We start from the raw sequence: 12,662 nt of genomic DNA, 5'->3' as shown, positions 1-12,662 counted from the left end.
ATAGCTCCCGGTCGGTTACGTTCTCAGACAATCGTGGTGAAGTTGCCGATCCGCACTTGCAGCAGGGCCATCCACGATTCCCACACCCCCGTGACCAGCAGGAGGCCGATCGCGATGAGCACGGACCCTCCGACGATCTGAAGCATGCGTCGATGCCTCGCCAGTGCTCGCGAGATCCCCAGAGCCCGCCGGAACACGATCGCGAAGAGGATGAACGGGATCCCGAGTCCGATCGCGTAGCCGAGAGCGAGAAGCGCGCCGCGCCTGGCGGACGCCTCGCCGAGGCTAAGGGCCGCGACCGCGGCGAACGTCGGACCGATGCATGGGGTCCAGGAGAAGCCGAACGTGACCCCGAGCAGCGGGGCGCCGGCGAGCCCGGCGTCGGGACGTTTTCGTATCCGCTTCTCGCCGGAGAGCTGCGGGAAGATGCCCACGAACACCAGGCCCATGAGAATGACCAGCACACCGGAGACCCGATTGATCACGCTCATGTGCTGGACCATCAGTGACCCTAGAGCGCCGATGAATCCTCCGATGACCAGGAACACCGCAGTGAACCCGGCGACGAACAACACCGCCCCGGCGACCAGGCGCCACGGACGTTCTCCGGGACCACTGGCGTCGCGCGAGCCGCTGCTCTGCCCGGTGAGTCCGGTGATGTATCCGAGGTAACCGGGTACTACCGGGAGTACGCACGGGGACAAGAACGCGACCAGACCAGCCACGACCGACAACAGGAGTGCGATGGCAAGCGGCCCACTCAGCACGGTGGTGGCGAACAGTTCCCCCATCAGGCTCCCTCCGCAAGAACCGTGTCCAGGAGACTCTCGAGGGTGCTCTGGTCGGCCGCGCCTGAGATCCGGGCGGCGACTCGTCCCTCAGCATCCAGGATCAATGTCGTGGGGACGGCGTTGGGTGGGACACTGCCGTCCATGGCGTAGAGCACTGCCCCATCGGGGTCCGGGATCGAGGGGTACGTGATGCCGAACGTCTCCTCGAATGCAGCTGCTGGCCCAGCTTGGTCCCGTGTGTTCACCCCGACGAACTCCACCCCCTTGGCGCCGTACTCGGCGTGTGCAGCCTTCAGCGCGGGGGCCTCGACCCGGCACGGCGGGCACGAGGCGTACCAGACGTTGACCACCAAGGGGGCGCCCCGCAGAGACGCGGAGTCGAAGTCGCCTCCGTCGTAGGTCGTTCCCTGGAACGCAAGGGGAGCGTCGCGACTTTCCGGAGGGATCTCGACAACGACACCGTCCCCTGAGACGTATCCGGCACTTGCATCGCTCGCTGCATCCGAGGAACCGCTGCACGCCGCAAGGAGCGGAACAGCGACGAGCAGCCCTCCACCAAGTCGGAGGACAGACCGACGACTCGCGCCGGAGTGCGCTCCGCTCCACGCAGCTGGACCGGCCGTCGAATAGCTCGAAGAGGGGTTAGAGCTCCGTCGGGTCAGGCCAGCTGAAGACTGGTCAGACAAGTCAAATCATCCTCCGACTGGGTCGAGATAGAGGCGGACCCCGTGAGCTCGTCGAGGGTGGCCGTGAGCTCCGCGGCAATACCGCGCGGCAACCAGAGACCGAGGAACCCGTTGTCGCGCGTGGTGCGAGTGCCTTCCTCGAGGACCTCTCCCGAACTGCTGTCGATCACCTTGACAGTGACTTCGCGGGTGCGGAGTTCCCCGCGGCACGTAGTCAGACTGTGGAAAGTGCACTCGTGGGTGGACTCCACGAACGGGGCCACCGACAGATAGAACTGGTCCGACTGGAGGGGCAACTCAACTTCGCGCCCAGCATCGTCTTGGAGCTGGAGAGAGGTCGCGGTGACGCTGGCGATCAGGTCCTGCGGCCGCTCGACCACCGGGAGCGCTTCGAGCTGATCAATGATCTCGGACGCCCCGGCGCCAGCGAATCCGTGATCCTCAAGAAGGCCCTGACCACCCGCGACCTGAGCGGACTCGGAGTCGCGGACTCCGCAACCTGCGATCACGAATGGGAGCACGCCGGCGCCGATCATGAGCGATCGTCGGGGTAGCTGGACGAAGCGACGACGAGAATCGCCGCCGGAGGAAGTGCGCGGGCCGCGGGGGCTCGGAGGGGTGATCACTGGAGGGGCTCGATCTCGCCTTCGACGACCCACTTGTGGTTCGTCATCATCATCCCGTCGGCCTCGTAGTCGACCATGTACACGGTCTCCTGCGTGGCGCTGTCGATGGAGGCTTCAGCACCCTCCATGCCCGCCATGTGATCGGCGGTGATGACTACCTCGGTTCCCTCCGACAGCGGCGGCTCACCCGGGTTCTCGAGCTCTTCGTGGACGACCCACTTGTGATCGGTGACCGGCTCGCCGCCATCGGTCGGCGTGAAGCTGACCGAGTAAGTGGTGGTGTCGAAGGCGCCAGCGATCGTCGCCGTCGCGCCTTCCATGCCCTCCATGTGGTCCGCGGTGAGCTTCACCTCCGTGCCGACAGGGAACTCAGGATCCTCGGCAGGGACCATCCCTTCGGGCGCGGCGCCCCCGTCCATTGGGTGCTCCATGCCGCCGTGGCCGCCTCCATCGGACGCCTCCGACGATTCCGACCCGCCCGAATTCTGATTGTCGTTAGACCCGCTGTCGGTGCATCCGGCGAAGACGATCGCACCGGTGATGGCCACGGCTGCAAGCCGACCGAAAGATCGACGAGAACGCATATTATCTCCTAGTCAGAGGACAGTTTCCACCAGCCTATGACTCACAGATCAAGGTGTCCTCAAGGTCAGGTCTTGAAGTTTTGAGAGCCGTACTGACCAGGAGTTTCGCACCGACACCAATCGTGCGGTCCAGTCGCTGAACCTTCTCGGCGTGTCCTGGCTAACGTCGCCGGGACGGGCCGACACCCGCCGGCCCGTGCGGGATGAGAAGGAGCAGGACCTTGATCCAACACATCGCTTCGATGCTTAAGGCCCAGTCGAAGGACCTTGGCACGTTCGACCAGTAGAAGCCCGCCGAACGCATCGGGGCCTGCTTCGAGTACCTGTAGATCTGAATTGCTTGCGCCGACGCCTGCCTGGCCGAGGACATGGTGGCGGGCCTGACCCAGTGCATCGGCCTGAACCGGGAGTGCGCCGACGCCTGTCGACGCTGTGAGAAGGCCTGCGCCGAGCTGCTGGCCACCATGGGCTGAAAGCGCCGTCGCTGCGCGCGAAGGCGGAGCCCCGACCGATGGTCGCGGCTCCGCCTGCGTCAGCGTCGTGGCGTGAGATCAGCGGAAAGTGACGAAGGTGGGATTGCCCCAGATCGTTCGCTCGGTGACCGCACCCGGGGAGCGCCCCGCGTCGATGACGGTGTCTCCACCGGCGTAGATCCCGAGGTGACCGGGCCACACCACGAGATCACCGGGCTGGGCCTCGGACTTCGAGATCGTGGTCCCGGCCGCCTCCTGCTGCGAGGAGGTGCGGGGCAGGTCGATGCCGGCCTGTGCATACGCGTAGGAGCTCAGGCCCGAGCAATCGAAGCTGACGCCCGGCTTGGAGGTGCCCCATGAGTAGGAGGCGCCGATCTGGCTACGAGCGGCGTCGACGATCGCCTGACCCGAGCTACTCGACGAGGATGCAGGGGCCGGCGCGGACGTGCCGCCGCCCGAGGCCGTGGCGCCGCCACCGTTCAGAGCGCCCTTGGTTTCAGGGCCGACGACGCCATCGACCTGCAGGTCATGCGAACGCTGGAAGTCCTTCACTGCGCCATGGGTGAGCTTGCCGAACTTGCCGTCGACTTCCAGTGAGGTGCCGTGTTCATTCAGCGCGGTCTGGAGCTGCTCCACCGACGCACCCTGAGAACCCCAGCGCAGCTTCTCGGTCCCGAACGCAGACCCCGCGTGGGCGGGTGCCGGCGTTGCCGGAGCGGCAGTCTGCGCGCTGATGGTGGGTGCAGCGGGTGAGACGGCCGGAGCGGCCTGCGCAGGACCAGCGAGCAGGGCCGAAGCGATGACGACCGTGCCGAGCACAGCTGCCCCGCCGGTGTTCCGCAGGGCTCGTCCCGTAGTCCCGACAGGCGTGATAGCTCGCCCGAAGGCGCGGTGGGTGTTGTTCTGGGTCATGGTTCTTCTCCGTAACTTTCCCGCTCGGTACGAGGGGGAGTCGATGAGTTCGTCAGTGCCACAGAGACGGCAGGGCGAGCGTCGAAGCGCCGGCTCATGTCGTGGGCAGCGAGATCAACGTACTGGCCGATCCGGCGGTTCCAAGGACGAATGGTCCGTTCCGTTTGACAATTTGAGGGCGTCTTTGCGTGCGCTCCGGAATGACACCGGTCGGTAGGTGTCGTCTTTGTTTGTGCCGTCGAACATGTGACTCGCGACCTCGAACGCAGCCTCTAGATTTCCTTAAGAGCCTCAAGGATTTGTCTAGGTTTCACTCCGCGGCTCGACGACTTGGTTCTGCTGGAAGTTGCGTACGCGCAGTTGCTAGATGCCGGGCCGAGGCGGGCTTGCCCGGCGCATCGCACTGGAGGGAGTTGGGTCCGGTTTTCTGGATGCGAGGTCAGCTTCCCGTCGCACTCGCTCTCTACCTCTGGGCACGCGGTGCTCAGGTGCCCGAGGTCGTGGGGCCCTACTCTGAACTCTGCGAGGCAAGCGCACGCCCGGCTCCGCGGGCCCGGGGAGAGAAGGCTCTGATCGCCCTTGCCGCACCGAGTCAGTCGATCACCTGTAGCCCGCAAGCAGATCGATTCCCGGTGCGGGCGGCGTGCAGCCTCGCGCTACGGTGTTCTTGTGCTGAGTCGATCGGCCCGCCCGTCAGGGGTCAAGTCCCTGGAAGTGGTGTAGCGATCCTTCGCTGATTGGTCAGGCGGTGAGGGCGGGCAGGGCGTCGGTGGCGACCTCCTCGGGGCTGGTGTCGGGGACGATGCTGAGGCGGCAGCGGGCGAGGACGTCGAGGCCGAGGTAGCGGCGTCCTTCGGCCCACTCGTCGGTCTGTTCGGCCAGGACCGCGCCGACGAGGCGGACGATCGCTTCGCGGGTCGGGAAGATCCCCACGGAGTCGGTGCGGCGGCGGATCTCCTTGTTCAGCCGTTCGGTGGGGTTGTTCGACCAGATCTGGACCCACACGTCTTTCGGGAACGCCGTGAACGCGAGGAGATCGGCGCGGGCCGCGTCGAGGTGGTCGGCCACGGCCGGGAGCTTCTCGCTGACGTAGTCCAGCAGCCGCTCGAACTGGCCGTTCACCGCTGCTGCGTCGGGCTGGTCATAGACGCTGTGCAGCATCGCTTTCACCGCCGGCCACATGCTCTTCGGCGTCACGGCCATGAGGTTCGCGGCGTAGTGGGTGCGGCACCGCTGCCAGGCCGCGCCAGGCAGGTGCGCAGCGATCGCCTCGACTAGGCCGGCGTGCGCGTCGCTGGTGACCAGGCGGACTCCGGCGAGGCCGCGAGCGACGAGGTCAGCGAAGAAGCTGTTCCAGGCCGCTCCGGTCTCGCTGGTCGCGACCCTCATTCCCAGGACCTCGCGGTGCCCGTCTCCGTTGACGCCGGTGGCGAGCAGGACGACGGCGTTGGTCACGCGCCCGCCCTCACGCACTTTCATGGTCAGGGCGTCGGCGGAGACGAACGTGAACGGCCCGGCCTCGTCCAGGGGGCGGTGGCGGAACTGCTCGACGTGCTCGTCCAACGACTCCGCCATCCTGCTGACCTGCGACTTCGAGAGCGAGTTGATGCCGAGAGTCTTCACGAGCTTGTCCATGCGGCGGGTGGAGACGCCGGCGAGGTAGCAGTCTGCAACGACCGTGATCAGCGCGGACTCGGCGCGTTTGCGCCGCTCGAGCAGCCAGTCGGGGAAGTAGGTGCCGGTGCGGAGCTTGGGGACTGCGACGTCGATCGTGCCAACTCGGGTGTCGAGGTCGCGGTGGCGGTAGCCGTTGCGCTGCGCGACCCGGCCGCTGCTGGGGCGGCCGTACTCCGCGCCGGCAACGGCATCAGCGTCCGCGGAGAGCAGGGTATTGATCACGTCCTGGAGCAGGCTGCGCATCAGATCCGGGGACGCCTCGGCCAGGGCTTCACCAAGCAGGCCGGAAGGGTCGACAATATGGGGTGCGGTCATCGTGATGACTCCGTTCGAGAGTGCTGTGGAAGGTTCACTCGAAGGATCACACGGTGGCCGCGCCCACGTCCGAGACGATCACGGGGCCACCGCGCTACACCACTATGCGGGACTCAACTCCGTCAGGCATCGGGGTCTTGAGCTCAACGGTGAGCAGAAGCTCGCCCGAATAGACAATGCTCCTTGCGTGCTCTGGCGCTAATGTGGGGGAGCGTGGAACACCCGAGGGGTATACCTACCAGTCCCCTCGGGGGAAAGATCTCTGAGGAGGGTCTTCAGGATGGCATCCCAAGGCTACTGGGGTAGCGGCTGTGAGAGAAAGCCTCGTCGCGTATTTCGCGTGGTCACTGCTGTAACTTCATTGCGTCAATCGCCCCACGACGCCGCTATGCAATGGCGGCTGATGTCGCGATGAGCCGAAGGAAGACTCCGCCGGGCTCAACCACAGCGGTCGCTTTTCACGTACGCACTGACGGTGGTCCCTGGCGAGCTGCGGACCCCTCCGATCCTTCGCTGTCGCGAGCAAAGCGTGGCAGGCAGTGGCGAGCGCGGTGTCGGCTACGCCTTGAAGATGGCACGATGACGCAGCTCTCCCGGTCGGCGCAGACGCCATCGCTGGCCCAGTCTGCCCTCGAGCGAGTCGTCGATCACGAGCGAAGGTCCTTTGATGCCGACGATGCGGTACCGACACTCGGTGATCTGATCGCATGGGCAGTCGAGCGGATCGAAAGCGGACGTGACCCGCAGGTCAAGTCCCCGAACTCCGTGTCGAAGTACCTGGGGGTTGCCCGCCTCTGGGCAGGGCACCCGTCTCCCGCGGACGACGCGGGCTCCACTGGAGCGCGCTCCCACATCCGTCGTGCAACGCCACAGGAGTCGCGTGTGCACGGGATTCCGATCGACCAGCTGACTCCCGCGGATCTCTCAGACGAACTGGAGCGCGTCGCGGAGTTGGGTGCTGGGTCGCTCACGCACTTGCGAGCTCTTTGGCGAAAGGCTACCGCTCGTGGGATTGCACTTCGCTACATCACGGTCGACCCGGCAGTGAACCTTCGCGTCCCCGCGACTACGGTTTCTCCAGAGACGCATACGTATAAGAACGGGGCGTCGCGTCCGCTTAAAAACTCACTCACCAACGAGCAGGTAGTGACACTTCGGGAGAAGGTGCGAATCCGTCACCCTCAGCAGAGACTCGACATGGCGGACCTAATCATCCTCGGAACCTACACGGGCCTGCGCATTAACGAGGCGAACTCGCTGCGGTGGGTGGATGTTCACCTGGGAGACGAACGATCATTCCTGACGGTCCGCGGTCAGGTGTACGGATCCGGGAAGTCTCGGGAGTGGAAGCCGATGTTGAAGCGCGACTCGAGTAGGCGAACTGTCCCTCTTCCTCCCGCGGCGGCCGAGATGCTGCGGGCTCGTCAGCGGGGGGCGCTGGACGCGCAGCTTCAGGGGGCAACCCCGGGAGCCGCCTTCGTGTTTCCCGCGCAGCGAGGTGGACTGCCCGACCAGACCGCAGCCCGCAAAGCAGTGCGCCGCAAGCTCGACCGTGCCGGGTTCCCGTGGGTCACGTTCCATACTCTGCGCAGAACGGTGGAGCGACAGCTCATGGACGCGAGCGTCGATCCGCGGGTCATCATGTCGGTCATGGGGCATGACCCCGCAACCTCGTGGGCCTCGTACGTGGACAGCAGGAGCGTCGACGTCGACGTGGCTGCCTCCGTGCTGAAGTGATGTGGGAGTGCTCGAAACTCGTACTTAAATCGTACCTGTCGAGCGCGGAACGCTACGAGGGTCGAGGACCTGCAGGTCAGGTGGCCCAGGCGAGGCTTGAACTCGCGACCGACGGATTATGAGTCCGCTGCTCTGACCGGCTGAGCTACTGGGCCTGGTGCCCTGCGCGAGGGCCTCGAGGAATCTATCACGCGGGACGGCGTGACCTGGCGTGATGGCTGGGGTTCGGGGGGTGGACTGCTCGCCGGCGCTCAGGCCGGGAGGCGTGTCGCGGCGGCGCCGCCGGTGCGCTGGTCGCCGGCGCGGGACTCGCCCGCCTCGCGCACCACGCGGACCGTCGGCCGCTCGCCGCTGCGGGAGGCGTCCATCCAGGCTTCGAAGACCGAGCCGCCGGGTGCTGCCGCACTGCGGTCCAGCAGCGGGTCGGGGCCCACGGCGAACTCGATCGCGCTGCCCCGGGGGTTCGGCGCGGTGCGCTCCTTCCCCGCGGCGATCGCGTCGCGGAACGACTCGCCGGCCGGTTTGAGCCGCCCGTGCTCGTCGAAGAGTCCGAGGGTGTGCTCCAGCGGTGGGAAGTCCGCCAGCTGCCGCGAGACGTCGTGCGAGCACCACCAGGTCACGCCCCACAGCTCCGGGCAGTCCAGGGCGTTCGCGATCGTGGAGCGCACGAACCAGGGCACGTCCTCCTCCTCGAGGATGCTGCGCGGCGCCCCCACCTCCTGCAGCCACAGCGGCCGGTCGGGGGCGGGGGAGAAGGCGCGGGCGAGCTCGAGGTAGTACTCGGCGCGATGGGCGACCTCGTGGGAGCGGGCGCCGTAGCGCTGCCCGGTGCCGTCGAAGATCCAGGAGTGGACCACGGTCGCGTCGCCCAGCTGCGCGGACTGGTCCGGAGTGAAGGCGTGGTCGTCCATGAGCCAGGCGGCGTCGTAATTGGCGACGGTGTGCATCCCGGACGGGGCGCCCTCGCGAGCGGCGTCCAGCAGGGTGCTGGTCCACGCCTCGGCCTCGGCGACCGTGACCGCATCGGGGTCGGGGTGGTTCGAGGCGGAGAACTGGTTGACCTCGTTGCCGAGGGTGAGGCCGATCAGGTTCGGGGCCTCCGCGACGGTGCGCGCCACCTCACGGACCAGCGTCGCGGTCGCCCGGACCACCTCGGGGTCGGTGAACATGTTCCGCCGGTGCCAGGTGAGCAGCCAGCTCGGGACGAAGTCGAAGCTCGACAGGTGCCCCTGCACCACGTCCACCACCGCGTCCAGTCCCACGCTCGCCGCGACGTCGACCACGGCGCGGACGTCCTCGAGCGCGCGGGGACGGATCAGCGTGCGGTTGGGCTGCAGCAGCGGCCACAGCGGGAACAGCCGCACGTGGTCGGCGCCGAGCGAGGCGATCGCGGCGAGATCCTCGCCGACCGCGTCGAGGTCGAGGTCGAGCCAGGAGTGGAACCAACCCTGTCGCGGGGTGTAGTTCACGCCGAAGCGGACCGGGCCGGCGGCCGTCGGGGCCGGGGTGAGCGCGGACATCGTGTCCTTCCGTCGGGCGGTGCATGGACAGGGCGACCACGGCGGGGCATCCGCACCTCATCGGTCGCATGGGGGAGGATGATGGCTCCGGGACCCCCGGGGGACCGCTTTGTCACCACGAGTTACTATAGCGCTTTAGCCACAGGTGCGGGAGACGCCCCGCGGGGCGGGCGGGGAGGGGCCGAGCATGGCAGCCGAGCAGCGCACGCCGCCGCGGGGGAGCGGGCGCGGTCAGCGCGTGACCATCGCGGACATCGCCCGACGGGCAGGGGTCACCTCGGCCGCAGTGTCCCTCGCGGTCAACGGCCGGCCCGGCGTCTCCGACGCCACTCGCGAACGGATCCTGGAGATCGCCCGCGAGCTGCGGTGGGAGCCCTCTCCCGCCGCCCGGGCCCTCGCCGGCGCGCCCGTGCTCACCGTGGGGATGGTGCTCGCCCGCCCCGCGGAGATCCTCGGCGCCGAGGCGTTCTTCGGCGCCTTCGTCGCCGGGCTCCAGGAGGTCCTCAGCCGGGAGGACTACTCGCTGCAGATGAAGATCGTCGAGACCCCCGAGGCGGAGATCGAGACCTTCCGTCGCTGGTTCTCGCAGCGGCGCGTCGACGGGGTCGTCGTCGTGGACCTCCGCCTCGACGACGCCCGCATCCCCGCGCTCGAGGAGCTCGGACTGCCCGCGCTGGTCGTCGGCGGGCCCGGGCATCACGGCTCCCTGCCGTCGGTCTATGTCGACGACGCGCACGCCACGCGCCTGCTGGTCGACCATCTCGCCGAGCTCGGCCACACCCGCATCGCCCGGGTCGCGGGCGACGACGTCTTCCTGCACACCCACCAGCGCGACCGCACTTTCGCCGCGCGCTGTGAGGAGCTGGGCCTGGAGTGTCTGAACCAGCCGGCGGGCTTCGGTGCTTCAGGTGCGGAGGTCGCGACCGCCGAGCTGCTGTCCCGGGAGGAGCCGCCGAGCGCGCTCCTCTTCGACAGCGACGAGATGGCGCTGGCCGGCTGCCATGTGCTCGAGCAGGCGGGGCTCGCGGTCCCCGCCGACGTCGCCGTCGCGAGCTACGAGGACTCGCCGCTCGCGCGCGGCCACCGCCCGCCGATCACCGCGATCGGGCGCTCGGCCACCGAGTACGGACGCGTCGCCGCGGATCGGCTGCTCGAGGTGATCGCCGCGCGTCGCGAGCGCCGGGAGACCGGCGGCGCGGGGGAGCCGGAGACCCGCGCGCTGATCCCCGAGCTGATCGTGCGCGGCTCGACCGCCCCCCAGCTGGACGGTGCCACAGGCCCCTCGGAGGAGGGGCCGGAGCGCCCCGCAACGCGCTCCTCCCGGACGGCGTAACCTTCGTCATAGTGGCCGGTCGAGCGGGGGTTCCGGGATGCGGAGCCGGGCTCGACCCTGCTACAGTCGTCCAGGTCGATCCCGCATAGCTCAACGGCAGAGCATTCGACTGTTAATCGAAGGGTTGTTGGTTCGAATCCAACTGCGGGAGCCCCAAGGCACAGCCCCGGATCCGTCCGGGGCTGTCTTGTTTCCCCCTCCGGTCACCTGAAGGAGTCCAGCGTGCCGTCCCTGCCCGATGATCGCTTCCCGCTCCCGGAGGGCTTCGGCCCCGGCAGCGTCTGGGCCGACCGCACCGGGCAGCGCACCCTCGTCGGCCGCACCCAGCGGGGCGTCGAGATCCCCATCGGCCACGGCGAGGGGGAGGCGAGCCCCGGCGAGCTGCTGAAGCTCGCCCTGATCGGCTGCGCCGGCATGAGCAGCGACGTGAACCTCGCACGCCGCCTCGGGGAGGACTTCCCGGCCCGGCTGTGGGCGCACGGCTCCTCCGACGAGTCGGAGAACCGCTACGCCACGATCGCCGAGGAGGTGCAGCTCCCGCTCGAGGGCCTCACCGCGCAGGAGATCGCGACCGTGGCGAAGGTGTTCTCCCGCGCGGTCGCGGCCGGCTGCACGGTCGAGCGCACCGTCGTCCCGGGCACGGAGGTCACCCACCGCATCCTCGGCGCGGATGCCCCCGCCCCGTCGTCCGACCAGGAAGAGCAGGCATGACCATCCGTCCCATCCGCGTCGTCGGCGATCCGGTGCTGCGCACCCCCTGCGACCCGATCCGCACGATCACCGACGGTACGCGCAGCCTGGTGCGCGACCTGCTGGAGACCGTCGACGACGACGCCCGCGCGGGCCTCGCCGCGAACCAGATCGGCGTGAGCCTGCGCGCCTTCTCCTGGCATCTCGTGGAGACCGGCGAGCTCGGCTACATCCTCAACCCCGTCATCGTCGAGCTCTCCGAGGAGCTCCAGCACGACGACGAGGGCTGCCTCTCCGTGCCGGGGCTCTTCTTCCCGCGCACCCGCTCCGCCTACGCCCGCTGCGTGGGCACGAACCTCGAGGGCGAGGAGATCGAGTTCGCCGGCGAGGGGATCATCGCCCGCCTCATCCAGCACGAGGTCGGTCATCTCGACGGGGAGCTCTACATCGACGGGCTCGAGCGCTCGGTGAAGAAGCGTGCGTTGCGCCAGATCAGGGAGACCCTCTAAGCTCGTCACGGACAGGCACGCGCTGCCATCGGTTCCGTCCATGGTTTCGATTCGTTGGGGAAGACGCATCGGACACCGGAAGGAACGAGATGACCCAGGGCGTTCTGTACATCCACTCCGCCCCGCGCGCCCTCACGCCCCATATCGAATGGGCCGCCAGCGGGGTCCTCGGCATGCCCGCGCGCATTCGCTGGGAGGACCAGCCCGTCGGCCGCGGACTCCAGCGCGCCGAGATGACCTGGCGCGGCCGTGAGGACACCGGCGCGCGACTGGTCAGCGCCCTGCGCGGCATGCACGAGGTGCGCTTCGAGGTGACGCAGGAGGCGACCGCCGCCGTCGACGGAGCCCGCTGGAGCTGCACGCCCGAGCTCGGCATCCACCACGCCGCGACCGATCACGCCGGGAACATCGTGCTCACCGAGGATCACGTGCGCGGCTGCATGGAGCGGGCGGGCCAGGACCCCCTCGCGCTGCCCCGCGAGCTCGGCATCGCGCTCGGGGAGCCCTGGGACGAGGAGCTGGAGATCTACCGCCACGCCGGCGAGGGCGTCCCGATGCGCTGGCTCCACCGCGTGAGCTGAGTCAGGCCAGACCGCTCCTCACGCTCACCGGGTCTTTCGCACGCCGGTTTCTGCTGCCCTCCGGGTCCTGCTGCGCTCCGGGTCGGGAAATGCTTCGATCCCAACCGCTTCTCGGGCAGAAGCGGGTGGGATTGAAGCATTCTCGGCCGCGGGGCCGGCTGCGGGGCCGCGGGGCCGGCCGCAGGGCCGCGGGGCCGGCTGCGGGGCCGCAGGGCCGGCTGCGGGCCT

General features: G+C 68.3%; 12 protein-coding genes and 2 tRNA genes. 6 read left to right on the top strand and 8 right to left on the bottom strand.

The window, feature by feature from the left end; genetic code table 11:
* Positions 1 to 23: 23 nt before the first annotated feature.
* From D1648_RS09330 to D1648_RS09300, 6 genes are all read right to left on the bottom strand, one after another.
* Complete coding sequence (locus D1648_RS09330) at positions 24 to 791, bottom strand: cytochrome c biogenesis CcdA family protein (RefSeq protein ID WP_122940997.1); 768 nt, start codon at positions 789 to 791, stop codon at positions 24 to 26.
* A complete protein-coding gene (locus D1648_RS09325; RefSeq protein ID WP_241155429.1) occupies positions 791 to 1,339 on the bottom strand; it encodes a TlpA disulfide reductase family protein in 549 nt (182 codons plus the stop codon). Before D1648_RS09325 ends, D1648_RS09330 begins: the two co-directional genes overlap by 1 nt.
* Before the next feature lie 110 nt (positions 1,340 to 1,449).
* The gene (locus tag D1648_RS09320; RefSeq protein WP_122940995.1) at positions 1,450 to 2,013 is read right to left on the bottom strand and encodes a CueP family metal-binding protein; all 564 of its coding nucleotides are present in this window, start codon (positions 2,011 to 2,013) and stop codon (positions 1,450 to 1,452) included.
* An 86-nt stretch (positions 2,014 to 2,099) separates the two neighbouring features.
* Positions 2,100 to 2,687 (bottom strand): YdhK family protein, encoded by a 588-nt coding sequence (locus D1648_RS09315; RefSeq protein WP_122940992.1) that lies wholly within the window; start codon positions 2,685 to 2,687, stop codon positions 2,100 to 2,102.
* A 551-nt stretch (positions 2,688 to 3,238) separates the two neighbouring features.
* Positions 3,239 to 4,072, bottom strand: coding sequence for a C40 family peptidase (locus D1648_RS09305; protein ID WP_122940990.1), 834 nt, complete (start codon positions 4,070 to 4,072; stop codon positions 3,239 to 3,241).
* A 741-nt stretch (positions 4,073 to 4,813) separates the two neighbouring features.
* Positions 4,814 to 6,064, bottom strand: coding sequence for an IS256 family transposase (locus tag D1648_RS09300; protein ID WP_122940988.1), 1,251 nt, complete (start codon positions 6,062 to 6,064; stop codon positions 4,814 to 4,816).
* Between the two features lie 579 nt (positions 6,065 to 6,643).
* On the opposite strand from D1648_RS09300, the gene D1648_RS09295 reads away from it, so the two are divergent.
* Entirely contained in the window at positions 6,644 to 7,801 is a 1,158-nt protein-coding gene (locus D1648_RS09295) for a tyrosine-type recombinase/integrase (RefSeq protein ID WP_164518656.1), read from the top strand.
* Positions 7,802 to 7,882: 81 nt separating this feature from the next.
* Here the strand turns inward: D1648_RS09295 and D1648_RS09290 are convergent.
* Together D1648_RS09290 and D1648_RS09285 are read right to left on the bottom strand one after the other, a co-directional pair.
* Positions 7,883 to 7,956, bottom strand: a tRNA-Ile gene (locus tag D1648_RS09290).
* Between the two features lie 96 nt (positions 7,957 to 8,052).
* Positions 8,053 to 9,321 (bottom strand): glycosyl hydrolase, encoded by a 1,269-nt coding sequence (locus tag D1648_RS09285; RefSeq protein ID WP_122940983.1) that lies wholly within the window; start codon positions 9,319 to 9,321, stop codon positions 8,053 to 8,055.
* A gap of 187 nt (positions 9,322 to 9,508) precedes the next feature.
* On the opposite strand from D1648_RS09285, the gene D1648_RS09280 reads away from it, so the two are divergent.
* The 5 genes from D1648_RS09280 (at position 9,509) to D1648_RS09260 (ending at position 12,434) form a co-directional block, all read left to right on the top strand.
* Complete coding sequence (locus D1648_RS09280) at positions 9,509 to 10,654, top strand: LacI family DNA-binding transcriptional regulator (protein WP_122940981.1); 1,146 nt, start codon at positions 9,509 to 9,511, stop codon at positions 10,652 to 10,654.
* A 79-nt stretch (positions 10,655 to 10,733) separates the two neighbouring features.
* A tRNA-Asn gene (locus D1648_RS09275) sits at positions 10,734 to 10,805 on the top strand.
* Between the two features lie 71 nt (positions 10,806 to 10,876).
* Complete coding sequence (locus D1648_RS09270; protein WP_122940979.1) at positions 10,877 to 11,365, top strand: OsmC family protein; 489 nt, start codon at positions 10,877 to 10,879, stop codon at positions 11,363 to 11,365.
* Complete coding sequence (locus D1648_RS09265) at positions 11,362 to 11,853, top strand: peptide deformylase (RefSeq protein WP_122940976.1); 492 nt, start codon at positions 11,362 to 11,364, stop codon at positions 11,851 to 11,853. The genes D1648_RS09270 and D1648_RS09265 overlap by 4 nt, the downstream gene beginning before the upstream one ends.
* Before the next feature lie 89 nt (positions 11,854 to 11,942).
* Complete coding sequence (locus D1648_RS09260) at positions 11,943 to 12,434, top strand: DUF3145 domain-containing protein (RefSeq protein ID WP_122940974.1); 492 nt, start codon at positions 11,943 to 11,945, stop codon at positions 12,432 to 12,434.
* Positions 12,435 to 12,662 lie beyond the last annotated feature (228 nt).

Origin of the sequence: Brachybacterium sp. EE-P12 (assembly GCF_003711805.1) — a bacterium.
In the GTDB taxonomy this organism is placed as follows: domain Bacteria; phylum Actinomycetota; class Actinomycetes; order Actinomycetales; family Dermabacteraceae; genus Brachybacterium.
Note: the sequence above shows the minus strand (reverse complement) of the source record. Positions and strands in the feature narration are given on the sequence as shown.